The following is a 26,946-nucleotide window of genomic DNA, read 5'->3' as shown; positions in this document are numbered from 1 at the left end:
GCTTTATATTCTACCATGCTGTGCCTATGATTGTGAACCTTCTTTTTTGCTGTTACCCCGATTTATTGAGCGGATACTTTATGAGCGTTTTTTAGAAGTCTTAAAAAATCACACAGCCGGAGATCCAATGTCCGATCAAATTAAATGGACAAATCTTACCCATCAACAAATCGTTGAAGGTCTGAAGGATCAGGAAACAATAGTCAGTACAACAGTCGTTAAAAAACTGTTAAAAAAACATGGATATGTGAAACGCAAAGCTCAAAAACAACAAACAACCGGAATCACAAAAAATCGTAATGAACAATTTGAGAATCTTGCCAGAATTACCGCCGAGTATGAGTTCCAGGGAAATCCAATTGTTAGTATGGACACCAAGAAGAAGGAATTTATTGGAAATTTATATCGAGCAGGCAGTCTATATACTACCGAAGTTGTTACGACATTTGACCATGATTTTTGGAGTCTAGCTGACGGAAAAGTAGTGCCTCATGGAATTTATGATCTGCAACATAACCGAGGATATTTCAACCTGGGAATCAGTAAAGACACGAGTGAATTTGCTTGTGAATCGATTAAATTATGGTGGGTTAATTACGGAAAACTTATCTATCCTCAAGCCGATTCAATTTTAATAAAATGCGATGGAGGTGGTAGTAACAATTCTAATCATCACATCTTTAAATCAGATTTACAAAAGTTAGTTGACGAGCTAGGAATAGAAATTAGGATCGCACACTATCCTCCCTATACATCGAAGTATAATCCGATCGAACATCGCTTGTTTCCTCACGTAACCAGAGCCTGTCAAGGAGTAATTTTTACTTCTCTTGAGTTAGTTAAAAAACTCATCGCAAAAACTCATACTAAAACCGGGCTTTCTGTGGTAGTAAATGTGATTGATAAAATTTATGAAACTGGTCGAAAAGTAGCTAATGGATTTAAAGAAACAATGAAAATTATTTTTGATGAATATCTGCCCAAATGGAATCCGAGGTGCAGTTCCGAGTATTTAGCAGACGCTAAAGTTATTAAATTTTCATTCCTAAGCTGTCGCGCATTTAAATTGTATATTCTCTGCGGGCTACGAGAGCCCACCTCACAAGACGGGGAATTGTTTTTTAACAGACAATTTAAATGTAGAACAGCTTATGTTTCTCAGTCCAAATAACCAGGGGGTATTTCAGCATCGGTAAAAATTGGCAGGGTTTCCCAATTTTTCACCCATTCCGGCAATTGGGCTAATTTTTTTAGCTGAAGCGACATTTCTATTAAGGAAAATCCTAAATTGTGGAAATCTTGAATAAGTTCTGCTTTCAAAAATATTTCATTTTTAGATAAATCAGGAGCATTAGTCGCAATCACAATGCTGTTACCTGTTTCTAAATTGCATATATAAACTTGTGCGAACACAGTTTGAATGGTTTTCAGCGCCGCTGCGTTAAACTCTTGTTTGTGGAACAGGTTGACAACTAAAGCACCTGCCCTTGACAAATGAGTTTTGCACAGTTGGTAAAATTCTTGTGTCACCAATCTATAGGGCATATAGCCGCTGCCAAAGCCAGCATCCACGATAATTATATCATTTTTTACTGTTGGATTTTGTTGGGCAAGATATTCGCGTCCGTCTTGAATCGCTACTTTTAGTCTGTCGTCGAATTGAATGCCAAAAAAATTGCGAGCAACTTCAACTACTGTGGGGTCAATATCTGTACATTCGATTATCGACTCAGCAAAATAGTGGTGAAAAAATCTGGGGATGCTGCCACCACCAAATCCAATTATATAGATTCTTTTGGGCTGATTTTTCCATACTAATGCTAGCATCATTGCTCGGCAATAGGGAAAAAGAAAATTTAGTGGATTGTTGAGATCGAGGAGTGATTGAGCTACATTTGTGATGAAAGTTTCTCGGTCTGCTAAAAGCAGTAATAGCACTGAATTTATTTTTTTTACTGCTATGCAGTTGTCGCCGGAATTTTGTTGGAATATGATGCCGTCTGGCTGTTGGCGAACCCAATTAATTTGTTTTTTAATAGCTGCTAAATTGCTAGTTTGTCGATCGCCTTTATAATCAGTCATGCCATTTTAGATTTTAGATTTTAGATTTTAGATTGGGGAATCACTGATGACTATCATGGTTGGGATCTGACCTACAGTTTCATTCTTTTTGGGAACTGGTATCAAATCTAACATTTTAAATCTCAAGTCTCACATCTAATTACTTCAAACCCAATAATAAGGCGATTCCGCCGATCGCACAAACTACCCCCAAAACAGCGCGGAGGCTGACTTTTTCGCCCGCCAGCACCGCTAAAGGCAGTATAAATAGGGGACTGGTAGAAATGAGTGCTTGAGCTATTCCTGCGGGTGCATATTTCAGCGAAGTCTGTTGCAGGAAAATCCCGAGATAGGTTCCTAAAAAAGCTGCTAGAATTATTGCACCTAATAGTTTTGGCGCTTTTAATTGTTTGAAACTGTCCAGGTTTGTTGGGTTCAAAAAGCATACCATGACTGCCATGCCACCGGTCAAACGCAAAGCCGCAGTCCACAGGGGATCGATATCTATTTGAGTGAAGGCGGCGCGGGATAAAACTGCTCCGGCGGCGTGGGCTGTTTGTCCTAATAAACTAATCCCTAATCCCTGCCAAAGATGTTTTGATGGTAAGTTTGTTTCGGCTGTTCGTTCTGCAATTACCCAAGCTACGCCGCAGATTGTTAAAAGAATGCCAGTACAAGCAACGGACGATAAGTTTTCTTGCAAAAATATTAAGCCCAATAAAGCTGTTAAAGGGGGAGATAGGGTTTCTAAAAGCAGCGTTCGCCTCGCGCCTAAATATTTTAATACGATAAAGAAAGCCGTGTCTCCGATGCCAATTCCTAGGCCGCCGCTGATGAGCAGCATTGCTAAAATATTAGGGTTGATTGCGGGTAAGGGTTTAGCTAAAATTAGTACAGTGGCAAGGAGCATGAAAAGGGCGATCGCGCCTTTGAGCAAGTTTAGCACTACTGCGGGGAGTTGCTGTCCTACTCGCTGCCAGATGGTGGAAGATAGAGCCCAGACAAATGCAGCGCCTAAAGCGGCGATTTCACCCATAAAATCTGTTGACTGTTGATGGTTGACTGTTGATGGTTGACTGTTGTCATTAGTTACCAATTGGCAATTGGCAATTGGTAATTCCCGATGCCCGATGCCCAATTCGCCATTGGCAATTTCCGATGCCGGATGCCCGATGCCATATAAATTAGGGTTCCAGACTTATCATCTGGAACCCTAGATTTATTAAGCTTTTTTAGCAGTGGGCGGGGAGAGAATCGAACTCTCATACCTTTCGGTGTCAGATTTTGAGTCTGATGCGTCTACCAGTTTCGCCACCCGCCCTTTTTGTTGGTTTCACCATCATAACACACCGATCGATTTTGCACAAGAGATTCATAATCTTTTGAACTTGCCCAGCGATCGATCTCTCTGGCGCGCAATACTGGTACAGGATGGGACAACTGCGCCGTCTGAGCTTGTTTGAGCATCTCTCCCAGTTGAGTGCTGCTGAGGTCGTCGTAGGCGCGCGCCTGCGCCAAAAACGCATCGACATTCAGTTTCGGAGCTAAATTCGGCGAACCTCCGGCCAGTTTCATCAACAGCGATGCTACCACTTTTGGGTCTTGAGTGGCGAGCAAGGCGGCGCGATCGCACGTAAATTCCGCACACCGCAACCATTCCAACATTTGCGCCTGCAAACCCTGGGCGAGCACGGTTCCTACAGGCGAAAATTGACCGGCCGCCAACACGATTAAATTAGCCAGAGTCAGGTAAACTCCGTGCTCGCACTTCAAATGACCCAACTCGTGAGCAATTACTGCCTGAACTTCCTGCTCTGTGAGCAAATCAATCAGAGAAGTGTGCATCACTACAAAAGGCTGTTTTCCCCGCATCGCAAAGGTGTAAGCATTTGGCATCGGATGCTGGCGGACATAAAGCTGCGGCGGTTCCAAATCAAGAGTTTTGCAGGCATCCAACAGCAATTGATGCAGGTGGGGCAATTGATTTTCGCCGACTTGGACGCTGGAAGCCAGATTTTCCAGCATGAAAAACTGTTCGCCCAGTTGTCCCAGCAACTGCCGCACCATCAAATCCAGGCCGGGCAGTTGTTTGAGAGTGTTGGTGGCTTCCAAGTCTAGCGGGTGGCGAAACTGGTCTGCTTTTAAACCGATGAGCGGTATGTTCGACATTTTAATCCTGAGTCATTAGTCAAGAGTCACTGGTCATTGGTCATTGGTCATTGGGAAATGGGAATTATGAATTGGCAATTGAAAAAGGTTGAATTATTTTTCTTTCTTCTTCCTTCTTCCTTCTTCCTTCTTCCTTCTTCCTAATGACTAATGACTGCTGACTAATGACTAATTAACAGTTTAAACCCGATCGCACGGGATTGACAGGAGCCTCAGCAGTCGCCGGGTCTGTACCCTCTTTGACGCGCCGCAACTTAGCTCCCAATTTTTGCAGTTTCATCTCTAACTGCTCGTAGCCGCGGTCTAAGTGCTGCAAGCTGCTGATGGTGGTGACACCATCGGCTGCCAGTCCCGCCAGCACTAACGCCGCCGAAGCCCGCAAATCTGTTGCTACTACTGGCGCACCCGACAGCCGCGACACTCCGCGCACAATCGCTACATTGCCTTTGAGGCGAATGTCGGCGCCCATGCGGTTGAGCTCTGCTACGTGGCGCAAGCGATTCTCAAACACGGTTTCTTTGATCAAGCTGTCGCCTTCGCTCAGCGTCAGCAAAGCCATAAACTGAGCTTGCATATCTGTGGGGAAACCGGGATAAGGCAGAGTTTCGATGTCGGTGGCCGAGTGAGTTTGACCGGGAACTATCCGCAAAATGTCGGGGGATTCTGCAATAATTTTCGCCCCAATTGTCTTCAATTTGGCAATGACTGCGGTCAGGTGGTCGGGAATTACCGGCGACAAACTGATTTCGGAGTGAGTGATGGCTCCTGCTACTAAAAATGTTCCGGCTTCAATGCGATCGGGAATAATTGAATAGTCTACCGCGTGCAGCTTGGGAACTCCCGAAATGACGATCGTATTCGTGCCAGCGCCTTGAATTTTTGCTCCCATAGCGCGGCAGAAATTCGCCAAATCTGCGACTTCCGGTTCTTGAGCCGCATTTTCAATCACGGTTTCTCCTTCAGCCAGAGTCGCCGCCATCATCAAAGTTTCAGTGGCGCCGACGCTGGGGTAGTCCAAATAAATTTTGGCTCCTTTCAGGCGGCGGTTCGGCCCTTTGACGTAAGCGTGAACCGTGCCGTGGTCGATGTGGACTTCGGCACCGAGGGCTTGCAGACCGCGAACGTGGAGTTCCACGGGTCGGGCGCCGATGGCGCACCCACCGGGCAAGGGCACTTTGGCAAATCCCAAACGCGCTAGCAGCGGGCCGATGATGAAGAAGCTCGCCCGCAGTTGGCTGACTAATTCGTAGGGGGCTTGAGCGTCTATGAGGTTGCTAGCGTTGATGTCTAAAACGTCGCCGTTCTGCTGTAATTTGACTCCTACAGCCGAGAGAATTTGTCCCATGCGGGCGACATCTACTAGACCGGGAACGTTGCGGAGACGGCAATCCTCTGGGCATAGCAGGGCTCCTGCCATGACGACTAAGGCCGAGTTTTTGGCGCCGCTGATTTTGACGTGTCCTTTAAGGGGCTGGCGACCCCAAATTTGCAATACTTGTTGGTCGCTTTCAGGTGAAGCTGGCAGGTTAGACGTGTTCTGAGCTGGTGTAATGGGTTTGCCCTCCATAATTTGCTTCGTTACTTTATACATTATTAATTTTGGTTCGATTTTACCGGAAAGTTTTTATATGTCTAGGGGTAACATGAAGAATTTTTGGCCTGATATTTGCTGAAATTCAATAGGGACAAGGCTTTCATGTTTAATCGCACAAATAGTGCCGATCGAGTCTCATCAAGTTATCTGTATCAAAATTTACGTTAATTTGTAGCGGTCGCTCGGATTGCAGGTATTGTACCTTTGTCAACTAACTTTTTAAGTAAAAGCCGGCTGGGTTGTTGACAAAGGTGTAAGATATCGGTTCGATCGACAATGCCGGAAAGTTCATACATTGTCGATCGCCCTATTGCCTGTGCTACCCTGTGACAACAACCTAGAGCCAAAGCTACTCCTAGCATATGGTTCACATTAAACGGATCGAACTGACTAACTTTAAATCTTTTGGCGGCACGACGGCCATTCCCGTGCTGCCCGGTTTTACTGTGGTTTCCGGGCCCAACGGTTCTGGAAAGTCCAACATCCTCGACGCTTTGCTGTTTTGTCTCGGGCTTTCGAGTTCTAAGGGAATGCGGGCTGAACGTTTGCCGGATTTGGTGAACAGCGCCCAAAACAAACGCGGTACGATCGAAGCTAGCGTGACTGCGACTTTTGCGCTGGAAGATGTGGGGGAGGAATGGTTCGCCCGGGATGAAGATGAGGATGAAAATCCAGCAGATGAGTTATCTGTTGAAGCAGAGGAAGTCGAAGGGATAGAAACTGCCGAAACTCTAGACAACAACGGCAAATCATCTCCGGTCAATCAAAAATCGCCTCTATCTGTTGAAGAAGCCGAAGGGATAGAAACTGCCGAAACTCTAGACAACAACGGCAAATCATCTGTCAATCAAAAATCCAAAATCCAAAATCTAAAATCGGATGAGTTATCTGTTGAAGACGTAGAAGAGATTGAAATCGCAGCAACTCAAGACAACAACGGGCAACTACTCGCTACTAATAAAAAATCCAAAATCCAAAATCCAAAATCGGATGAGTGGAGTGTGACGCGGAAACTTCGGGTAACTCGCCAAGGTACTTACACTTCAACTTATTACATTAACGGCCAACCTTGCACCCTGACTCAACTTCACGAACAACTCAACCGCTTGCGAATTTATCCCGAAGGCTATAACGTCGTGCTGCAAGGAGACGTTACCAGCATTATTTCGATGAATTCTAAGGAACGCAGAGAAATCATTGACGAATTGGCTGGGGTGGCTCAGTTCGATCGCAAAATCTCTTTAGCTAGGCAAAAGTTGGATGAAGTTAAGGAGGTGGAAGAACGCAGCCGAATTGTGGAAAAAGAGCTGATTTCTCAGCGCGATAGACTTGCTTCCGATCGCACAAAAGCGGAAAAATATCAAAAATTGCGGGCGGAATTTCAAGAAAAGTCGCAGTGGGAAATTGTGCTGAAATTCCGCCAGTTGCAAAAGCAAGAATGGAAACTGCGAGAACAAATCGAAACGGGCGATCGCACTTCGGCATCTCTCACGGAACAACTGCAAGCAATTAGTACCCAAATTCAAGCAGCAACCGCCGAACTTGACGCGCTGAATGCCCGCGTTAAAGCTTTGGGAGAGTCGGAACTGTTGGCTTTGCAAGCGACGATTGCGACTCAGGAAGCGGAACGGCGGCAACTGCAAAACCGCAAACAGGATTTGGAAAAAACTGCTGGCCAAATGGCTGCTAATATAGCACAAACCGAGGAAGAAGTTCGCCAATTCCGGCAAAGTTTGGAGCAAATTGAGATTGAAATATCTTATGTTAAGTCTCAAACAGGAAGTTTGCAGGAACAGCGGGATGCAGCCCAGCAAAGTTTAGATGAAAGTCGGGAAGTTGCAAATGCGATCGCCTCGACGGCCGAAGCTTGGGTACAGCAGCAAACGGAACTGCACCGCCAAATCGAAACAATTCAACAAACTTTGGAACCGCAGCGTACAGAACAAGCTACCATTGGCGAAAGAGCCGATCGCCTGCAAAGTCAAATTCAAGAACAAAACCAATCCCTGCAAGTATTGGAACAGGAAATTGCAGCGAAAAAAGAGCAGCAATCTCGCCTTGTGGAAACCAAAGGAGTTGCATCTTTGCAAGTAGAATCGTTGACTCAGATTTTAGTCGAAGCCGAACAAGAATTGCAACTGCAACAGGAAACTCAAACTCGTTTGTTGGAAGAACAGCGCGAAAGACAGCGCAAATTAGACAAACTAGAAGTGCAGTTTCAAGCACTGCAAGAAGCGACGGGAACGTTTACGGCAAAAATTGTCGCGCAAAGCGGAATTGGCGGAGTTTGCGGCTTGGTGGCTCAACTGGGCAGGGTAGAACCGCGCTATCAGTTGGCGCTGGAAATTGCCGCAGGCGCGCGCATGGGAAATATGGTGGTGGAAGATGACAGCGTGGCTGCTGCTGCGATCGAATTGCTGAAACAAAAACGGGCGGGAAGGATGACGTTTTTGCCTTTGAATAAGATTAGAGGCGGCAGGTATTCGGTGAATGAAAATTTGCGGCGCGCGGCTGGATTTGTGGATGCTGCTGTTAATTTGATTGATTGCGATTCCCGGTATCAGGAAATTTTTGCTTACGTTTTTGGCAGTACGGTTGTGTTTAGCAACCTCAGCGACGCCCGCCGCTATTTGGGACAGTACCGGATTGTCACTTTGGACGGGGAAATTTTGGAAACTAGCGGGGCGATGACTGGGGGAAGTTCTACTAATAGATCAACCTTGCATTTTGGCACGGTTGAGGCTAGTGAGGCTGCTAATGAAGCGCGGACGATCGCCTCTTTGCAAGAAAGGTTGGAGGAAATTGAGCGGATTTTGGAACGGTGCAAAATTGCGATCGATCGCGCTTCTGTTGCAGTCAAAACTCGCAGCCAAGAATTGATGGAAGCGAAACAAAATTTGCGCGAACATCAGTTGCGCTTGGAACAGTTGGATTCAGAAATTAAGAATTTGCAAGCGCAACAGGAACAAGTGCGATCGCAAATTGCGAAAAATACACAGGAATTAACTAATTCGCGATCGAGATTGCAGTTGTTGGAGAGAGAATTGCCCGCACAGGAAACTCAATTGCAGCAGTACCGCCAAACTTTGGCGCAGTTGGAAGAGTCGAACAGTCACAGCGAATGGCAGCAAATGCAATCGAGTTTGCGCGCTCTAGAAGCGCAACTGCAAGAGCGAGAATTGGCTCTGAGAAATGTCCAGCAGCGCCTTGTAGACTTGGAAAATCAATTCGGGCGTTTGGAAGACAAAATTAAGGAAGGCAGCGAGAAATTGCAGGAATGGCAAGTGCAGCAAAACGCGGGGGCGGATGCACTCGATCGCATTGTTTCGCAGCAGTTAGAACTCGACCGGCAAATTGCCGAAGCTAAGGCGGCTTTGGGGGAAATTGAGGAAAAATTGGGCGTGCAGAAGGGAGAGCGCGATCGGGCGGAATCTCAACTGCGAGAACAGCATTTAGCCAAACAACAGTTACAGTGGCAGTTGCAAAAACTCCACGAAACCCAGCAAGAACGCCGGGAACAATTAGCCGCAATCCGCACTCTATTGGAAACGCAGCGGGCGGAAATGCCCGACCCCGTGCCGTCGATTCCTGAAAATGTCGAGAAAGCCAATTTGACGGAATTGCAGCAGGAAGTAAAGGCGATCGCCAAACGCATTCAAGCTTTAGAACCAGTCAATATGCTAGCCTTGGAAGAGTACAACCGCACTCAAGAACGCCTTCAAGAATTAAGTCAAAAATTGACGACATTGGAAGGAGAACGCACTGAACTGCTGTTGAGAATCGAAAACTTTACCACACTCAGGCGGCGCGCTTTTAAAGAAGCTTTCGACGCGGTTAACGAGAACTTTCAGACTATCTTTGCGGAACTTTCCGAAGGCGATGGCTATCTCCAGCTAGATGACCAGGAAGACCCCTTCAGCAGCGGCTTGAATTTGGTGGCTCACCCGAAGGGCAAACCCGTACAGCGGCTGGCTTCCATGTCTGGAGGCGAAAAGTCGCTGACGGCGCTGAGTTTTATTTTTGCGCTGCAACGCTACCGCCCGTCTACGTTTTACGCTTTTGATGAAGTGGATATGTTTCTGGATGGGGCAAATGTGGAGCGATTGGCTAGAATGATAAAACGACAGTCGGAACAAGCCCAGTTTATTGTTGTGAGTTTGCGGCGACCTATGATTCAATCGGCTGAGCGTACAATTGGCGTTACTCAAGCACGGGGAGCTTATACTCAAGTCATAGGACTGAAGTTGTAGTCCCGGAGTTTATGTTAACGATCGTGTTGAGTGATATATGTACTTAATAAATCAGGATTAAAGTTAGAATGACATCCGAACAAATCTGCCAACGCTCCGATATTCTAGGCACTCAAGTCATCACCCGCGACAGAGGTAAACGCCTGGGTGTGGTTAGTCAATTGTGGGTGGACATTGACCGGCGGGAAGTTGTGGCGATCGGTCTGCGTGATAATATATTCGCGGTCGCTGGAATGCCGAGGTTTATGTTCCTCAGCAATGTCAGCGAAATCGGCGACGTGCTTTTGGTGGAAGATGAGAGCGCGATCGAAGATGATGTTGATGTTGAAGTCTACAGCATTTTGATTAACAGCGAAGTTATTACCGAAACCGGCGAACTTTTGGGTAGGGTGCGGGGGTTTAGGTTCGACCCCGAAGACGGTAAGTTAGTTTCTATAATTATCGCTTCCCTGGGAATCCCCCAAATCCCCGACCAAGTTCTCAGCACTTACGAGTTGGGGATTGAAGAAATTGTCAGCAGCGGCCCGAATCGCTTGATTGTGTTTGAAGGTTCCGAGGAAAGGCTCAGGCAGCTTAGTGTGGGTTTGCTCGAGCGCGTCGGTTTGGGCCAAGCACCTTGGGAACGAGAAGAGGACGAGGCAGGTTATTATCCGAAACCCGTGGCTACGGGAAATCAATTGGGCCCGGGCGTGCGGATACCTGCACCGGAAATGCGCAGCAAGGTAGCGGCGCCTGCGGTTGAGGAAGTTCCTTGGGACGAAGATTCGCAGTGGAACCGACCGCCGGTGCGACAGCAGCAGCAGCAGATGCGCGCGGTGCAGCCTGAGCCGATCGACGATTACGAGGATTACGAAGAGGATAATTGGGGCGGCGAGGAGGACGATTATGAGGAGGAGTACGAGGAGAAGCCGCAGTACACTCGCTCTGAGAGTTCTCGCCCCAAGCAGCCGATCGTGCAGTACGAGTACGAGGATGATGTGGAGGCTGATGCTTGGGCTGACGATGAGGCGCCGAAGCCTTACCAGGCTCCTCGGGTGAATATCCCTGAGAAAACTAAGACTCCTGAGTATGAGGAGGAGCCTGGTTATTAGAAATTAATCCCTCGGTTGGACGGGTTTACGAGATTGTTTGTTTTAGACATAGATAGTTGTGAAATCCGCCCCTACAATGGCCTGTAGGGGCGGGTTTCACCAACCATATCGGCGTAAAACCAACTATATAATAAACCCGCCCCCGCCCAACGAATAATCGGAATCTACATTTTTTTGGAGTATCTCGAACATCAGGTTAATCTAGATTATCGGCTGTGTGGGGGCGGGTTTATCTAAATTGTTAGTGAACCTCAAATATTGTTTGTAAAACCCGCCCCTACGATAAATTATGAAAAAAAACTTTATTAAAACCTCTATTTTCAGATTAATAACATATCTAATTTTTCCAATTTTTTTATCCACCACCACCGCTGAAATTGTCTTGCGAGTTGCGGGATACAAACCCTGGCAAATAGAAAATGTTGATGTTGTAGTCGAACCAAAAGGTAACTTTTTTACTAAAGACTCGGAACTCGGCTACAAGCATTTGCCGGGTAAATTCAAGGTGATACTTAACGGTAATTACTCATTTAATGCAAGTCATCTCAATAATAGTTTAAGAATAACCCATCCCCTCACTACTTACGATAACTCCTCAAAAAAACCTGAAATTTGGATATTTGGCTGTTCTTTTACCTACGGTTGGTCGTTGAATGACAGCGAGACTTATGCTTGGTTGCTGCAAGAGAAATTACCAAAATATGAAATAGTGAATTTCGGAGTTAACGGCTACGGCACCCTGCACTCGTTGATTCAATTCAAAGAAGCACTCAAACAAGGAAATAAACCAAAAATTGCGGTGATTGCTTATGCGGGATTTCACGACCGCCGCAATACTTTGTTAAGGGCGAGAAGAAAGCAAATGGCTGCTTGGAATAAACTGGGTATTTTATTCCAGCCCGATGCTAGGCTGAATGGAGAAAATAATTTTACCTACAAAATGGCAAAACTTGAATATCACGAGTTCCCGCTGATGCGGGTTTCTGCATTAAGCCATTTTTTGGAGGTTAATTACAATCAATTAGAAGAGGGATTGTACAAAAGTCACGAGGTTTCTAAGGCAATTATTGAAGAGTTTAACCGTGTGTCTGAGGCTAATGGTGTTAAGTTAGTTGTTGCGGGAATTAATGCCGGTTCTGCTAAGATGTTGGAGGAGTTAAGTCAGGAGGGAATTGCTACGGCGGATATTTCTGTTGATTTGAAAATACCTGCCAATAATAATTTACCTCATGACCTTCATCCAAGTGCGATCGCCAATCGGCAATATGCAGAAAAGTTGGAAGGTTTTTTGCAACGTACTGTTTTAAAGTAAGTTAACGAACCGCGAAGGCGCAAAGGGCGCGAAGCAAGAGATAAAGAGGAAGTTTAGGAGTTATTTAGGGTTGCTAGACTGATGGGATTATTTGATGTTGTTTCTTTTAAATTGCCTCGCAAGTTTCTGATTGATGGGTTTTTCTTGTTTTTAGTTGTTCTCGTCACAGTGGCAGTAACATCAATCTATGTATCTAGCGAACATACTTTTTATTGGTGGGATTACGCGGGCTACAACACCGCTACAGTCAACACGGCAAATTTATTTCGAGACTCGCCCTATAAAGCATGGCGCGGAGTTATAGAATCGCTATCTAAAGAAAAAAACCTGTTAATTTCTTTGCCGTTAGTGCCGTTTATTCTGTTATTTGGCGAGTCTCGGCTGAGTTACATTCTCAGCGTATCCCTGATTTATGTGCTGCCCTTGCGCCTGTTGCTGGGGGCAATTTCTGCAAAGCTAATTCCAGTTTATCCCCGCCGGGTGTTTTGGTCTACTGTGCTGCTGAGTTTATTAATTCCTATGAGTTGGATACCGACTCTGCGGGGATATCTGGATACTGGCGGCTGTGTGTTTGTAGCCTTGGCAATTTTGGTTTATTTGCAGGATATCAAGCTGAAATCTTGGTGGAAAATCCCGTTAATTGGGTTTTTGCTGGCGGCGGCGATTCTGTTGCGGCGCCATTTTGCTTATAGTGCGATCGCATTTTTTGGTGCAGCGACTTTACAGGTTTTCATCGAGTTTATTGTACTAATATACCGTAGAGACACGGCTCTAAAATACCGTAGGGAAACGGCATTGCCCTGTCCAAAAGACCAGGACACGGCAGTGCCTTATCCCTACGTCGATTCCCGAAAAGATAAGGATACGGCAGTGCCGTTTCCCTACGTCGATTCCCCAAAAAATAAGGACACGGCAGTGCCGTCTCCCTACCGATTCTTGTTTGAATCCGGCATCAAATTGGCTTTGATAGCTGTCACTAGCTTGACTATTTTAATGTTGGTAGCGGGAGATTTTACTCGCAGTGCTCTGACGGTTGACTACCGCAATTTGTATGTCGCTTGGAGTTTGCCTGTAAATGATATTTTAACTCGTTATGCGGATTTTTACGGTTTGGGAACTTGGCTGCTGGTAGTGATTGGTTTTTCGGCGGGAATTCTCACTCGAAAGCTGGTTCCGGCGGCGGCTATTTTTGTTTCGTTGTTTGGGGTTTTGTCGCTGATTGAATGGCTGTTAGTCTTGCGTTACGGCTACTTGCACTATACAATTCATCTTACACCGATCGCACTTTTAGGATTATCCACATTTTTCTGGACAACTTGGCTGACACTCAAGGGAAAAGTCCGGTATTTCATGCTGGGCGCGGCGGGTTTGTACCTGGTTTTGAATGCCGCAGTCGGGTTAATTCCTCTCAAAATTGATTTGTCAAGACTGTTTGTGGGTAATTTTCCGCCGTTAGTGCGATCGGACTACGACGAAGTTGTAAAATTAGTAGAGTTTCTGCGAAAATTAGCACCCAACGAAGAACCGATTTATATTGCCGGTGCTTCTAACAGTTTTAATGCTAATATCCTGCGACAAGCCAACCGAAAATTAAACCCGCCGGAGGGTTGGTGGAAATTAAATACAATCGGGAGGCCGCAAATTGACTCGCGCGATACTTACCCGCTACCGGAGTTGTTGCAGTCACAATATGCGGTGGTTGCTGTACCTTTTCAGCAGGTGTTACCGACTGACGAACAAGTTTTGCGATCGCACGAACAAGATGTTGTTAAAGTTGTGTACGATGCCTTTACTCAAAACTGGGAAATTGCCCGCGATTTCCAATTGCTACCGGAACAGTTTAAGCTAGAAAACGGCGTGACTGTCAGCATTTACCGGAGGGTGCGGCCGACTGATACAGCAACGGCAGTTAGGACTCTGGAGGCGATGCAGCGCCAAATAGTCGATCGACCGGGCACGCAGTTAGATTGGATTAGTTTGCATCAATCAATCTACACAAGTGCCAATTATTCAGTCAGTCAACAATCGGATAACCTATATAATATTGTAACTCATCCAATTAAAAACAGCCAGAAACTCGATACATCTTTTCTGTATTTAGGTTCCATTTCAGACAAAGTAAAAGTTACCGGCAAACTCAATTTACCGAACCAACAATGTCCGGGAGTTGTCCTGCGCTTGACTTTGTGGGACAAGCAAGGTAAATTAGTAGACTCAGCAGAGATGGCTTACAGTCAAAAAAGTGCGATCGGCTTAAATCTATTAGTTGAGGGCAAAAATCCGATTTATCTGCTGCTTGAGGTATTGAGTAACAGCAAACAGGATTTAACAAACCAATGCCAACTGGAGATTAACAATTTAGCTGTCAGTAGGTAAATTGAACCGTAAATAAGACAAGATTGCCTAAATCATTAATTGATACAGAAACCGCAGATGTAAAGCAGATAAACACAGATAGACGCAGATGTATTTGAAGATGATTTGGGAATGATTGCAAGAGGTATAATGCAGAAATATCAAAAATCCCACAACTATTTTAATCTATCTCTATATACTTTTGTCATCATCGGCTCCCTGATGGCCGCTGGCTATATTTTCCCCATTGGAGGCAATTTTCCCGAAGTGCCACCCATTCAATTTATGTTAAATCCTGAACTCTACAAAAATGATTATTACGTTCAGGAAATGGTTAAGTTTAATCCGAGATATTACTATTATTATATTATCTATTTGCTCGCAAACTTAGGAACAAGCATTCCTCTAGCGCATTTTATATATCAATTCTTAGCCTTCGCTTCATTTATCCTAGCTTGCTACGCAATTATCAATATTTATACTAATTCAAAACTGCCCGCAGCAGCGATGACATTTTTATGTATAGCCGCTTCATTTACAGATGTTGGCAACACGCTGATATTTTCCACCAAATCAGTACCCAGTACCTTCGCTATGGCCTTCGCAATCTGGGGAATTTACTTTAGTTTGCGCCAGAAATGGCTGACGGGATATTTCTTTTTTGGACTGGCTTGTCTGCTGCAATTTTTAGTTGGTTTGTTGCCGGGATTGATGATGGTTCCCGTTTTATTTATTGAATCTGTAAGACAGCGGAAGTTCAAAACATTGATTTTGGCGATCGCACTTTTAGCCGCAATGGCAAGTATCGTTTACGTACCGATGTTATTAACAGGTACTACCAGCACTCATACTATCGACAACGCCGAGTTTGTCTACATTCACGCCAAAGTACGAAACCCCCACCACATCCTCCCGTCAAATTGGGATTTCGGGAATTGGTTCAACTTTATATGTTTCATAATCGGTGGCTTGCTGTGCATTAAAAATGCCGAATTATTGCGAAAAGAAGACAAGGTTAATTTTTATGTGATTGTTGGCACCTCAATTTTTGCCCTGTTTCTAAATTACATATTTGTCGAAATTTACCCTTTGGCTTTTATCGCCAAACTACAGTTAGCTAGAACCGTACCTTTTGCTCAATTAATCATATTTATTGCTGTTTGTTTGACAATTGATATACTTTACCGAGAAAAAAGAATAGCTATTAGCTTGTTGCTGTTAGTTGTACTAACTTTACCTTTTAGGGGTATTATTTTCCTAGGACTATCAGTTTGGCAGACAAAAAAATACACATTTCCCAAACGATATAATATATTGTTGTGGATTTTAGCAATAGGAACGGTAATTTTCAGCTTGATATATCCGGTGACTGATTCATGGGAAATAATGGGCGATCGAATAATTAGCATCCCAGTTTTTTTCTCAATCCTCGCCTTCCCATTCATTTTAGAAAAAACATCCTTAGCTACATCTATCAAACAGACTGTAACTCACACATTAGCCTTAATAACTACCGCCACCTTAGTTTTTGGAGTAGCAGGAATTCTGCCCAAACCTATATTAAATGTATTTCAAACAAGAATTAATATCAATGCCGTTCCCAGGGACGACTTAAGCAGATTAGCGGTGAGATTTTCCCAAATTAGCAGCCGCGATTCACTCGTATTAATTCCACCCTCAGTTACCAGCTTCCAGTTTTTCTCCGAAAGAGCGATTGTCGTCAACTTCAAAAACTTCCCCTTTACCGAAAAAGGCATCAAAGAGTGGCAAAATCGCATGGAAACTGTTTTAGGAGTTCCCTTAAACCCGCAAATGATTTGGGGAGGAAATGAATTTTTCATCCGCCGCAGCAGTGCGGATTTAGTCAAAGTAGCCAAAAAATATCATGCCGATTATATCCTGACTCGTACTGATTGGCATCCAAATATTCAAGGGGAAATCGCCGACAAACAAGGCAAATGGATACTGTATAAAATTAGGTAATATGTAAAAATTGTTAAATCCAAATCAGACTTTTATCTTAGTCTACAGAGGTAGACTTTGCTTGTCTACAAACGATTTCAATCGCCGATTTATCAGCGTTAATCTGCGTTAATCTGCCTCAATCTGCGGTTAAATATCAAAACCCGAATCATCAATAATTTCGCTAATTTGCTTGTCCACATAATCAGCATCCACATTCCGCGCCATCAACTCAGCCAAAATCCCCAAAGAAATCAACTGCACCGACAGAATTGTACACAAAATCCCAAAAAATAACAAAGGTCGATTCCCGATCGGCCCAAAATTCATCCCCGCCAAATTCAGAAACCAAATAACTATCAAATAACTCAGCGAAACAGTTCCCACCAAGCCAAAACACAATCCCAAACCGCCAAACAAATGACCCGGTTTGTGCAAATACTGCGTCGTGGCTAACACCGTCAACAAATCAATAAATCCCCGCGCATAACGTTCCCAGCCATAATTCGATTTTCCGTGCTTGCGCGGATGATGTTCGACAACTACTTCGCCAATTTTAAACCCTAAATTGTTTGCTAAAGCCGGAATATAGCGGTGCAATTCCCCGTACAATTTAATCGACTGCAAAACTTCCCTGCGATAAGCTTTAAAACCGCAATTCATATCGTGCATTTGCACCCCTGTCAGCAAACACGCAACGGCATTAAACAGTCGGGAAGGTAAAGTTTTAGAAAGCGGGTCGTTCCGCTGTTTTCGCCAACCGGAAACTAAATCAAATCCCGATTCTAAATGATGTAAAAATTTGGGAATCTCAGCGGGGTCGTCCTGCAAATCGGCATCGAGAGTAAAGATAATTGTCCCTGCTGCATTGCGAAATCCTGCTGAAAGTGCGGCGGATTTGCCAAAGTTCCGGCGCAGTTTAATCGCTTTAATTAGTTTGGGATGTTGGCTAGCTAAATCTGTGATTTCTTGCCACGAATAATCGCGGCTACCGTCATCTATGAAAATGACTTCGTAACTGTCAATTTCTGTTTGAAACATGACAAGTTGGATTTTGTCAAACAGCAATTTTAGGGTAGCTTCTTCGTTGTGAACTGGGATTACGAAGCTGAGTTGTTTTGGCATAGGGATATTCTATTTCATTTGTGTTGTCAATGAGATTTTTTTTTATTAACCGCAGAGGGCGCAGAGGGCGCAGAGGAGGAGAAAGAGAGGTTTTTTAGTTTTTATCGATAACTTGGGAGTTTCGCAAGGCTACCCAACCTTCGCGGTTTTTAAAGGAGGCATAGGCTGTCAATAATTTATCTGTTGGTGATGTTTGAATGTATCCTCTCCAAGCTGCGAATTCGTAGGAAGGGCCAAATAATTCAACTAAATCTGGGCGGGGAAATCCTGACATGGCAAAACCTCGAACGACATTTTCTTGGTTGAGAATGGTAATACATTTTACATTGTTTTCGGGGTTTCCTACCCAGCCAATTACTCTGGAGGCGGCGGGTGCGAGTTTAGTTACTGTATCAAAATATCCGGGTACTCCGTCTTTGGGTGCTGACAGTAAATTTGGGTCGATTTTTGTGTCTAATGCTGCACAGAAATTGTGCTGTTTGATATCTTTGTTAAATGGCACTAAGTTGTTAGTTTTTAAGGCGTCAATTAATCCGACAAAAGCGGCGGGTTTGTTGCCTACGCGGTCTTTAATTAGGGTTACGTCGGTGATGCCTAATTGCAGTGATAATGCTACTAACGGTTGATAGGTTGCTCTGTGGGCGATCGCCATTGCAGTTTCGCCTCCCACCCCGTACATTAAAATAATCGCAACTGTGGCGACTGCAAACAGGGGTGTCAGCCAACGCCCTTGAATTCTCGGTGTTGGCTGCCACTCGCGCACCCACAATACTGTAAGGACAATTGTGCTCATCCAAAACAAGGCTGGGAGTGTGGCGTAGCGGGAAGCGGTGGCCTGTTCGACGCCAAATCCCGATCGACTAACCGCGGCCATTAACGCCGTTTGCAGCGTGTAAAGTTGGATTGATAGCCAAGGCAGCCAATCCGGGCGATCAACCTTTTTTACAAATAGCCAATAACCCACAAAACCAGTCGCTGCCATCAAACCAATTATACCAATAATTGAAGCAACAATAATATTTTCGCTAAAAATTCCGCCGAGATAAGTGGGAATATATTCGAGAGTTTTGATCGGGTTAATTTTAGTTAAAGAAGGGTGATGAGAGGGAGTTTTATAAGTTAAAAAATAAATCCCAATCACTGCAATCGAAGCAATGAAATACAAATAAGTTATTCGCCGAGGAAACCGCAGCACAACAGCCACCGCACACAATATCGGCCACAAAGCTAAAGGAGTGCTGTAACTAATACAGCCTAAAACGCCAAAAACAATGCTGCCAATTACCCACTTATTTTGTAAATGGGGGGGCGCAGCCCCTACAAACTCGTTACCAGGCTCTGCCTGGGAATGAAGATCAGGAGGCTCTGCCTCCCTTTTATTTAACAAAACTGTCACATAGGATTGCAAACAAAATATCGAACAAATCACAAATAAATTAGCAATTATCCAGTGAACACCGCTGAATCCCCGCATCCAATTGTGAGCAGCCGCCGGAGTAAAATTAAAAATTGAAATGCAAAGGAGTAGGGAGATAAATTGCAGGGGAAAACGCCTCAAATTTAACGGCAGCAGAGCAATTAATACGTGGCACTGAATCCAAGCCAAGAACCAGGCCACTAAACATAAACCAATATTTGAACCTTGGGTAACAGCTATATTCAATCCATAAATAATTGCGGGAATCAAGACAAAATGCTCGTTCGCCCGAAATATCCAATTAAAAGGATTTGTAGCGAAACCTTCTACTGAATAAAAATTCCACGTCATCCACCAATAATCAAAATTAGACAAGTCTCCCGCTTGCGATATCAAGTACAAAATATATGACGCTGGTATTAGAATGCCGAGAACTGATGCGGCAATTAAAACATATTGTTGCTTGACTTTCATGGGTTCAGACATGGGTATTTTTAATTAATGGGGCAGGTTTAGCAACGCACTCCCGACAAAGAAACCGGGTTTTTTATTTAATCTCTAGGCTACAGCGAAGGATTTTCGTAAAAAACCCGGTTTCTGGCCACCTGTGGGTAAGTCCTATTGTCCTGAATCCCTAAATTTTAGACTAAAGTTCAAACTCCCAGATTCAATGCTGCAAGTAAATCTAAAATCTAAAATCTAAAATCTAAAATCGACTGACTTCTCTTGCCAGCATTTTTCTGAGTCCTTGCCGCCAGTGGGGAGGATGCGTACCCAGAAGTGCTGATATTTTGACTGTAGAGAGGACAGAAAAAGCGGGACGTTTTGCGGGTGTTGGATATTCGGCGGTGGTGATGGGAATTACGCGCTGAACTTTTAGAGGTAAGCCGAGTTGTGCTGCTTCCTCAAAAATGGCGATCGCAAAATCGTACCAACTACAAACACCGCTATTAGTGTATTGGTAAGTACCAAAAGTTTCTGACCCAAGGAGAGGAATAATTTGCGAAATTGCCTCCGCTAAATCCCCAGTCCAAGTAGGACTTCCGATCTGATCGGCTACTACTCGAATTTCTTCCCTTTCCTTTCCCAACCTCAACATGGTTTTGACAAAGTTGCCTTTGCCACCGTTGCCGTAAACCCACGAGGTTCTAATAATAATATGTCGGTTTCCCGTTTTCCGAATTGCTTCCTCGCCTGCTAATTTAGACTTGCCGTAAGTTCCCAGTGGATTCGTAGAATCTGTTTCCAGATAAGCAGAACCGTGGCTGCCGTCAAATACATAATCAGTAGAAAAGTGAATCAAACTTGCTCCCTGTTTTTCGCATTCTTCTGCAAAAATTCCCGGGGCAATACCGTTGACTGCGTGTGCTAATTCTGGTTCGCTTTCCGCTTTGTCTACCCCAGTGTAAGCACCCGAATTGACGACTAAATCAGGTTGAATTTCAGCCATTGCCTGACGGATGGTTTCGGGTTGTGATAAATCGAGGCCAGTGCGATCGAGCGCAATAACCTCTCCCGAAGATAATAAAATCGGCTGCAATTCTTGAGCTAGCTGTCCGCTGCCGCCTGCGAGTAAAATTTTCATGATCAAAACACTTGAGCTCTTTTCAACGTTTGTCCAGCTTTGTCTTTAGCTGATAAGATTGGTTGGGCACCATCTAGCGGCCAGTCGATCGCCAAATCGGGGTCATTCCACAGGATACACCGCTCGTGTCCCGGTGCATAGTAGTCTGTTGTTTTGTACAAAACTTCAGCAATTTCTGATACTACTAAAAAACCGTGTGCAAATCCCGCCGGAACCCAAAGTTGCTGCTTATTTTCTGAACTCAGCAAACAGCCCACCCACTGCCCAAAAGTCGGCGAATTTTTTCTAATATCCACCGCTACATCAAAGATTTCGCCAGCAACTACCCGCAGCAATTTCCCTTGAGGCTGCTGCATTTGGTAGTGCAAACCGCGCAGCACATTTTTAGAAGATTTGGAATGATTGTCTTGAACAAATTCTGCCGTCACGCCTGTTTTTTCGACAAAAGCTTTGTGATTGAAACTCTCAAAAAAGAAACCGCGATCGTCTCCGAAAATTTTCGGCTCAATTATCAGAACGTCCGGTATTTCGGTAGATATAACATTCATAGTTAGCTGTGAAAGTGATAAACTCATACTCAGTCTCTGCTATTTTACTATGAAAGCCGACGCATATCTCAAAAAATTGTACGCCAATCGATTTGATTCCCGACAACTGCAAGCCAAGGTGGCACTCTGGAAAGTTTTAATTGACGAATTTTTACAAATTTATGTTCCTCCAGAATCAGCGGTTTTAGATATTGGCGGCGGTTACTGCGAATTTATAAATCAAGTTGTGGCTGCAAAAAAATATTTAATCGACCTCAATCCCGATTCCAAGTTATTTGCCAATCCTGATGTCAAAGTGCTGAATTTTGATGTTTTAAGTTTGGGTGATAACCTAGCTTTTACAGAACATTTTGATCGCATTTTTATCTCTAACTTTTTTGAACATCTCAGCAGCAAAGAAGAACTAATCCAAATTATTTCCTTTTGTTTTGATGCTCTCAATCCCGGGGGTTCTCTCTTGCTCATCCAGCCGAATTTCAAATACTCATTCAAAGAATATTACGATTTTATTGACCATCAATTACCGATTACCCACTTATCCCTGCAAGAGCTTTTACAAACAGTCGGGTTTGAAATCGACTTAATTATACCGAGATTTTTACCGTTTTCGACTAAAGGCAGACCTGCCTCGCCTTTGCTGTTAAAAGTTTACTTAAAATTGCCTTTGTTGTGGCGGTTTTTGGGAGGGCAAATGTTTGTCAAAGCATCGAAACCAAACAATTAACGATCGGGGAAAGCGATCGCCGCCCCTAGAGCATTTCAATTGTTATAATAAAAATTGCAAGTATTCCTGTAGTTTGGGCTGGGCAAAATCAGGATAAATTTGCTAAAAAAGCATCAATTTTAGGAAAAAAATGATGACACAAACATCCCGCGCCATTGCTGTGAATATTCCGCCGACACTAACACTCACCGTGACCCGCGAGCAATTCGTTGAATTGGCGATCGCCAACCGAGAATTACAATTAGAAAGAACAGCACAAGGAGAGTTAATCGTGAATCCACCAACCGGAGGCGAAACAGGATACAGAAATCTCGATATAGAAGGACAACTTTGGTTGTGGAACCGTCAAACTAAACTAGGTAAAGCGTTTAACTCTTCTACTGGTTTTCACTTACCCAATGGAGCCGATCGCTCTCCCGATGCTGCTTGGGTGCGTCTAGAAAGGTGGGATGAGCTCACCCCAAAACAAAAAGAAAGTTTTATTCCCTTGTGTCCTGATTTTGTGGTAGAACTCCGTTCTAAAACTGACAACATGGAACCGCTGCGAGCCAAGATGAAAGAGTATATGAACAATGGCGCTCGTTTGGGTTGGTTGATAGATCGGAAAAACAAAAAGGTGGAGATTTACAGGCAAAGTCAAGATGTAGAAGTCTTGGAAAATCCTATTAGTTTGTCCGGTGAAGATGTTTTGCCTGGGTTTGTCTTAGATTTGACAGAAGTTTGGGGATGAATGCTGAATCGCGTTTAATATCTGCGAGCGGTCATTCCTCATGTTTTAATCGGGCAACAATTGAGATATAATTCGCTCTCGTCCGATTTAAAAAATAGGGTTATGTATAAATTTATGTAGGGAAAAGGCATTGCCGTGTCCTAATACCGGACACTCCAAAAGCCGTTTCTCTACCGCAGAAGAAATGGTTTGATTACCAAATTGCACAACACATCCGCCTGCATCTGCGGTTAAAAAATCCCTACAAAATCGAACTTAAAACCACCTCATTAGCAGCAATCCAATCATAAATATCCTGCAAAGCCGCTTCCGGCCCAATAACAGGCCGCCATCCTGTGCGCTCCATCACCCTAGAAGAATCAGTAATAAAAATCGGAATATCCCCCGCGCGTTCCTCCAGAACAGGATTAATTGAAATCGATTTCCCGGTAATTTTTTGGCACAAATCAGTTGTCTCAAGCAAAGAAAGACTGTTGCTCAAACCGCCGCCAACATTAAAAACTTCACCGTCAAATTCAGCAAAATGTTCTAATTGATAATTAACTAACCTCAACAAATCTTCAACGTGCAGCAAATCCCTAACCTGCTTCCCGCTGCCGCCAAAACCGATATAATTCAGCGACTTTTGAAAATAGTGAGCGGCCACCCACAAACCGCAAACTCCCTGATCTACTTTACCCATTTGCCAAGCACCCGTAATTAACCCGCAGCGGTTAATAATAGCCGGCACATTGTATGCTTCCCTATATTCCTCAATCAGCAATTCCGAAGCTAATTTAGTTGCTCCGTAAAGCGAACGGTGTCCTTTTAATGGGAAGTCTTCTGATATGCCCAACTCGGATATACCGGGTAAAGTTTGCTCGGGGGCGATCGCAAATCTATTCGGCAACTCTAACAGCTTAACCGATTTCACACTGGCGATCGGATAAACCCGACTCGTAGACAAAAACAGCAAACTAGCACCCGTTTGTCTCGCCAACTCCAAAACATTTACAGTGCCCAGTAAATTCGTCTGCAAAACGTACTGTGGCGAACTAAAACCAGCCAGCACAGAAGGCTCCGCAGCACAATCTATAATGCAGTCAGCATTCAGTGCAACTGGATCTAAATCTGCCGCTGTGCGAATATCCCCGTAAACAAACTGAATCCCGCAACTTTTAAGCCGAGGCAGATTCAATTCCGAACCCCGGCGACGCAGGTTATCTAAACAAATTATTTGCCATTCCGGGTGCAGTTTCTTCAGGCCAATTGCCAAACAACTGCCGATGAAACCCGCCCCGCCCACAATTAAAATTCTATCAGGCATTCACTTTTAATTTTGCTATCTTTCTAGTCCGGTGGTAGTCGCCGCGAGAGAGATGTTTTTCGAGCCAGACATACAAGACAATAAACAAATACCGGCTGCCCATCTCTTTGATTTTCAGCTTAGAAATCCCAGCAGTCCGATTGTACCACCTCAAAGGAATCACCGTATAGGAAAAACCCCGGACAATTGCTTTTAAAGGCAGTTCTACTGTCAAATTAAAATGATGGCTCAAAATCGGTTGCACGCCTTCAATCACTTCTCTGCGGTAAATTTTAAAAGCATTGGTGACATCGCTGTAGCGCAAGCCAAAAATAGTTTTGACAAACCAATTTGCCAAGCGGTTAATTGCTAACTTGTGAATTGGATAATCAACCACAAAGCCGCCTTTGATAAAGCGGGAACCGAAAACGCAATCATATCCTTCTTGCAACTTGCGGTATCCTGCTACCAAATCTATCGGATCGTCGGAAGCATCCGCCATCACAATTGCCACAGCATCTCCCTCAAATTCGGCCAATCCCCGTCGCACCGCAAATCCGAAACCGTTCGGAGGTTGATTGTTGATGTATCTAACTGTGGGAAAAGTCTCTGACAACTCCTGGCAAATATCAATAGTTCGATCGACACTATTGTCATTCACAATCAAAATTTCGTGCGGAATGCCTTCTAAATCGAGCGTCTGGGCGATCGCCCGCACAGTACCGTACAAACAGCCCTCCTCATTGTGAGCTGGTATAATCACAGAAATTTTCACTCCTCATCCTCCGCGCAACTGGACAAACTGGTTGTCAAGAGGATTATACACCCAAGCTTTAATTTCGGTTTGGGCGATCGGCAAATTATTATCCGACAAATCAACAGCCCACCTTGCATTGTTGTACAACTCAGATTTTAAACTCTTAGCGATGTCGGGACTGTCCAAATTTACATAAGCGTTAGCAAAAAAAGATTGTTTATCGCCGACAGATAGCAGTACAATATTTGGTTGTTTCAAATTTCCTGGCAAAACCGCCCAACCGGCAGCCTTGACAGCAGCATTTTTCTTGACAGTCACCGATTTATCGCTGGTTTGAGGTTTGTCTAAATAACCGTAAACTTTCTCGGTATTAGAAATAAACTCTACATTTTTTGCGAACTTTATCCAACCTATTTTGTCGATAATTGCCGCGCCTTCTCTCACCAGCCAAGTTTTTTTGCTCAGCACCCTCAAACAGCTTTCCGGCGAATTATCAAAAAAATCAGACGGTTGCAGATAGTTAATTAACTGCAAACAATCTTGAGCGCCTTGCTTGTAAGGAAGTGCCGAGCGAGATTGGGCGATCGCCTGCTGAGAGTTAACAATAATTATACCAATTAACAGCCCAGCCACTACCCGATAAATAAATTTATAATTACTCTTTAACGTTACTTTTGTTTCTTGATAATTACCTCGTAAAAACAATTGCCATAGCTGAACCACAGCAATTAAGAGCAAAATCGAATTAGTCGTATATCTCGACGATTCGATCGCCTGAATCGCCCCAAATTCCGCCCTCCCAGCAGTAATAAACAGAGCCGATAAAACCGAAAATAAACCTATTGACAGCCAAGGTAAAGCCTGATATTGCACTCCTAAATCAATTTTGGAATGAGTATCTTGCCGTAATCCTAAATGAATTGTGGGATGGGCATCTTGCCCGTCCAGCTTCGCAGCCTGAACCACGTTCATAACAGAGTTGGGATTGCTATAGCTTTCAGCAATATCATTCCTATCTGTCATTGCGAGGAACGAAGCAATCGCAGGGGCTGGAGATTGCTTCGCAGGGTTCCCAATGACAAAGAAATAGAATACCAAAAATAAGAAACTTGCAAATATTAGCAATCCAACTAATGCTGAAATTCCAGGCGATCGCACAATGGGCGAACCCAGCAAACTTAAAAAGTAATCAATCACCACAAGCGGCTTATTCAACAATGAAATAATACTTGCTTTCCGGCTAGGATGATAATCTATGGAGTAAACAGCACAAGTTGCCACAAACAGCAGCATCCATGCGATCGCTCTTTTTCTTTTCTGCGCTGCATTTCCCTCCAAAGCCACCACAGCCGGAATCGCAGCCAACCAAGACAGCAAGCCTTGAGCCAGCGAAAAACTCGCAACAAAGCAGAATACAGCAGCAATAGAGATTCTAATATTCGGCAATAATTTGTGATTTGAAACCAACGCATAAACCGCAGCTACAAAACACAAATTTACGATAAACCACGCTAATTGAAATCCCCAAAGCCAGTTTTCGTGCTGAACTAGAGAGAAAACCAAAATACAAGTTAAAATATTAGCTAAATGCCATAAATCATCCCCAACATTCTTAACTTGCATTGAGGATAACTTGTACATAGCCATAAAAGTTATCGCAGCCAAACCTATGCTGAGACACAACTGATAATTAATATTCCATCTGGAAGCAAAAGCCAGCACTGCAATAATTATTTTCGGGAAAACTATCCGGTGGTTGCTGTGCAAAGCCCAAAAATCGTTAAAAGTTACATTTCCCGCAGCTATTTTCTCAAAAAGACTCGCTAACCTCCACTCGTCATCAACGGGAACGTTAACGCTAAAATTCGCTACAAATCCGATTAATAAGAGGACAGGAATTAGATATAAAGTAAATAATATGATTTTTTTCATTAATATCAAATCCGGTAGCATCGGAATTGTAAAATCTAGTCATATCATG

General features: G+C 44.1%; 19 protein-coding genes and 1 tRNA gene. 8 read left to right on the top strand and 12 right to left on the bottom strand.

What is annotated here, in order from left to right:
- Window positions 1-1,171 (top strand): ISAzo13 family transposase (locus tag QUA99_RS02985; protein ID WP_333343269.1); only part of this gene is annotated, 1,171 nt, incomplete at its 5' end.
- On the opposite strand, the gene QUA99_RS02980 is transcribed toward QUA99_RS02985, so the two are convergent.
- The 5 genes from QUA99_RS02980 to murA form a co-directional block, all read right to left on the bottom strand.
- Window positions 1,159-2,082, bottom strand: coding sequence for a fused MFS/spermidine synthase (locus QUA99_RS02980; RefSeq protein ID WP_333236209.1), 924 nt, complete (start codon window positions 2,080-2,082; stop codon window positions 1,159-1,161). The genes QUA99_RS02985 and QUA99_RS02980 overlap by 13 nt on opposite strands.
- A 139-nt stretch (window positions 2,083-2,221) precedes the next feature.
- Window positions 2,222-3,157, bottom strand: coding sequence for a DMT family transporter (locus QUA99_RS02975; protein WP_333236211.1), 936 nt, complete (start codon window positions 3,155-3,157; stop codon window positions 2,222-2,224).
- Window positions 3,158-3,300: 143 nt separating this feature from the next.
- Window positions 3,301-3,382: transfer RNA gene (locus tag QUA99_RS02970), tRNA-Leu, on the bottom strand.
- Window positions 3,361-4,230, bottom strand: a complete 870-nt coding sequence (locus QUA99_RS02965; protein ID WP_333236213.1) for a M48 family metallopeptidase — start codon at window positions 4,228-4,230, stop codon at window positions 3,361-3,363. Before QUA99_RS02965 ends, QUA99_RS02970 begins: the two co-directional genes overlap by 22 nt.
- 172 nt (window positions 4,231-4,402) lie before the next feature.
- Window positions 4,403-5,821 (bottom strand): UDP-N-acetylglucosamine 1-carboxyvinyltransferase, encoded by a 1,419-nt coding sequence (murA, locus tag QUA99_RS02960; protein ID WP_333236215.1) that lies wholly within the window; start codon window positions 5,819-5,821, stop codon window positions 4,403-4,405.
- Between the two features lie 365 nt (window positions 5,822-6,186).
- Here murA and smc point away from each other — a divergent pair, with 365 nt between their 5' ends.
- The 5 genes from smc to QUA99_RS02935 all read left to right on the top strand — a co-directional run bounded on the left by smc (window position 6,187) and on the right by QUA99_RS02935 (window position 16,815).
- A complete protein-coding gene (smc, locus tag QUA99_RS02955; protein WP_333236217.1) occupies window positions 6,187-10,074 on the top strand; it encodes a chromosome segregation protein SMC in 3,888 nt (1,295 codons plus the stop codon).
- Window positions 10,075-10,142: 68 nt separating this feature from the next.
- Window positions 10,143-11,165: a PRC-barrel domain-containing protein gene (locus tag QUA99_RS02950; protein WP_333236219.1), complete on the top strand. Its 1,023-nt coding sequence runs from the start codon at window positions 10,143-10,145 to the stop codon at window positions 11,163-11,165.
- 289 nt (window positions 11,166-11,454) lie between these two features.
- Window positions 11,455-12,477: an SGNH/GDSL hydrolase family protein gene (locus QUA99_RS02945; RefSeq protein ID WP_333236221.1), complete on the top strand. Its 1,023-nt coding sequence runs from the start codon at window positions 11,455-11,457 to the stop codon at window positions 12,475-12,477.
- 81 nt (window positions 12,478-12,558) lie between these two features.
- Entirely contained in the window at window positions 12,559-14,853 is a 2,295-nt protein-coding gene (locus QUA99_RS02940) for a hypothetical protein (protein WP_333236223.1), read from the top strand.
- Between the two features lie 129 nt (window positions 14,854-14,982).
- On the top strand, window positions 14,983-16,815 hold the full coding sequence (locus QUA99_RS02935) for a DUF6798 domain-containing protein (protein ID WP_333236225.1): 1,833 nt from the start codon (window positions 14,983-14,985) through the stop codon (window positions 16,813-16,815).
- Window positions 16,816-16,944: 129 nt separating this feature from the next.
- On the opposite strand, the gene QUA99_RS02930 is transcribed toward QUA99_RS02935, so the two are convergent.
- The 4 genes from QUA99_RS02930 to rfbC form a co-directional block, all read right to left on the bottom strand.
- A complete protein-coding gene (locus tag QUA99_RS02930) occupies window positions 16,945-17,919 on the bottom strand; it encodes a glycosyltransferase family 2 protein (RefSeq protein WP_333236227.1) in 975 nt (324 codons plus the stop codon).
- 94 nt (window positions 17,920-18,013) lie between these two features.
- On the bottom strand, window positions 18,014-19,822 hold the full coding sequence (locus QUA99_RS02925; RefSeq protein ID WP_333236230.1) for a hypothetical protein: 1,809 nt from the start codon (window positions 19,820-19,822) through the stop codon (window positions 18,014-18,016).
- A 220-nt stretch (window positions 19,823-20,042) separates the two neighbouring features.
- Window positions 20,043-20,921, bottom strand: a complete 879-nt coding sequence (gene rfbD / locus QUA99_RS02920; protein WP_333236232.1) for a dTDP-4-dehydrorhamnose reductase — start codon at window positions 20,919-20,921, stop codon at window positions 20,043-20,045.
- A 2-nt stretch (window positions 20,922-20,923) separates the two neighbouring features.
- A complete protein-coding gene (rfbC, locus tag QUA99_RS02915; protein WP_333236331.1) occupies window positions 20,924-21,469 on the bottom strand; it encodes a dTDP-4-dehydrorhamnose 3,5-epimerase in 546 nt (181 codons plus the stop codon).
- Between the two features lie 49 nt (window positions 21,470-21,518).
- Between rfbC and QUA99_RS02910 the strand changes: the two genes are divergently transcribed.
- Both QUA99_RS02910 and QUA99_RS02905 read left to right on the top strand, forming a co-directional pair.
- Window positions 21,519-22,193: a methyltransferase domain-containing protein gene (locus tag QUA99_RS02910; RefSeq protein ID WP_333236234.1), complete on the top strand. Its 675-nt coding sequence runs from the start codon at window positions 21,519-21,521 to the stop codon at window positions 22,191-22,193.
- A gap of 130 nt (window positions 22,194-22,323) precedes the next feature.
- Window positions 22,324-22,923, top strand: a complete 600-nt coding sequence (locus tag QUA99_RS02905; protein WP_333236236.1) for a Uma2 family endonuclease — start codon at window positions 22,324-22,326, stop codon at window positions 22,921-22,923.
- Between the two features lie 241 nt (window positions 22,924-23,164).
- On the opposite strand, the gene QUA99_RS02900 is transcribed toward QUA99_RS02905, so the two are convergent.
- From QUA99_RS02900 to QUA99_RS02890, 3 genes are read right to left on the bottom strand one after another with little or no spacing between them, the layout of a single operon-like run.
- Window positions 23,165-24,229: an NAD-dependent epimerase/dehydratase family protein gene (locus tag QUA99_RS02900; RefSeq protein WP_333236238.1), complete on the bottom strand. Its 1,065-nt coding sequence runs from the start codon at window positions 24,227-24,229 to the stop codon at window positions 23,165-23,167.
- Entirely contained in the window at window positions 24,222-24,983 is a 762-nt protein-coding gene (locus QUA99_RS02895; protein WP_333236240.1) for a glycosyltransferase family 2 protein, read from the bottom strand. Before QUA99_RS02895 ends, QUA99_RS02900 begins: the two co-directional genes overlap by 8 nt.
- 3 nt (window positions 24,984-24,986) lie before the next feature.
- A complete protein-coding gene (locus QUA99_RS02890; protein ID WP_333236242.1) occupies window positions 24,987-26,897 on the bottom strand; it encodes a hypothetical protein in 1,911 nt (636 codons plus the stop codon).
- Window positions 26,898-26,946 lie beyond the last annotated feature (49 nt).

The organism is Microcoleus sp. F10-B2 (assembly GCF_036704965.1).
Lineage (GTDB): Bacteria > Cyanobacteriota > Cyanobacteriia > Cyanobacteriales > Microcoleaceae > Microcoleus.
The sequence above is the reverse complement of the archived record's forward strand: the minus strand, read 5'-3'. Positions and strand labels throughout refer to the sequence as shown.

Bases quoted from the DNA above. Each gene is read 5' to 3' on its own strand.
- QUA99_RS02930 (WP_333236227.1), bottom strand. From the start codon at position 17,919: ATGCCAAAACAACTCAGCTTCGTAATCCCAGTTCACAACGAAGAAGCT.
- QUA99_RS02980 (WP_333236209.1), bottom strand. From the start codon at position 2,082: ATGACTGATTATAAAGGCGATCGACAAACTAGCAATTTAGCAGCTATT.
- smc (WP_333236217.1), top strand. From the start codon at position 6,187: ATGGTTCACATTAAACGGATCGAACTGACTAACTTTAAATCTTTTGGC.
- QUA99_RS02890 (WP_333236242.1), bottom strand. From the start codon at position 26,897: ATGAAAAAAATCATATTATTTACTTTATATCTAATTCCTGTCCTCTTA.
- rfbC (WP_333236331.1), bottom strand. From the start codon at position 21,469: ATGAATGTTATATCTACCGAAATACCGGACGTTCTGATAATTGAGCCG.
- murA (WP_333236215.1), bottom strand. From the start codon at position 5,821: ATGTATAAAGTAACGAAGCAAATTATGGAGGGCAAACCCATTACACCA.
- QUA99_RS02950 (WP_333236219.1), top strand. From the start codon at position 10,143: ATGACATCCGAACAAATCTGCCAACGCTCCGATATTCTAGGCACTCAA.
- QUA99_RS02900 (WP_333236238.1), bottom strand. From the start codon at position 24,229: ATGCCTGATAGAATTTTAATTGTGGGCGGGGCGGGTTTCATCGGCAGT.
- QUA99_RS02910 (WP_333236234.1), top strand. From the start codon at position 21,519: ATGAAAGCCGACGCATATCTCAAAAAATTGTACGCCAATCGATTTGAT.
- QUA99_RS02940 (WP_333236223.1), top strand. From the start codon at position 12,559: ATGGGATTATTTGATGTTGTTTCTTTTAAATTGCCTCGCAAGTTTCTG.
- rfbD (WP_333236232.1), bottom strand. From the start codon at position 20,921: ATGAAAATTTTACTCGCAGGCGGCAGCGGACAGCTAGCTCAAGAATTG.
- QUA99_RS02925 (WP_333236230.1), bottom strand. From the start codon at position 19,822: ATGTCTGAACCCATGAAAGTCAAGCAACAATATGTTTTAATTGCCGCA.
- QUA99_RS02935 (WP_333236225.1), top strand. From the start codon at position 14,983: ATGCAGAAATATCAAAAATCCCACAACTATTTTAATCTATCTCTATAT.
- QUA99_RS02965 (WP_333236213.1), bottom strand. From the start codon at position 4,230: ATGTCGAACATACCGCTCATCGGTTTAAAAGCAGACCAGTTTCGCCAC.
- QUA99_RS02945 (WP_333236221.1), top strand. From the start codon at position 11,455: ATGAAAAAAAACTTTATTAAAACCTCTATTTTCAGATTAATAACATAT.
- QUA99_RS02905 (WP_333236236.1), top strand. From the start codon at position 22,324: ATGATGACACAAACATCCCGCGCCATTGCTGTGAATATTCCGCCGACA.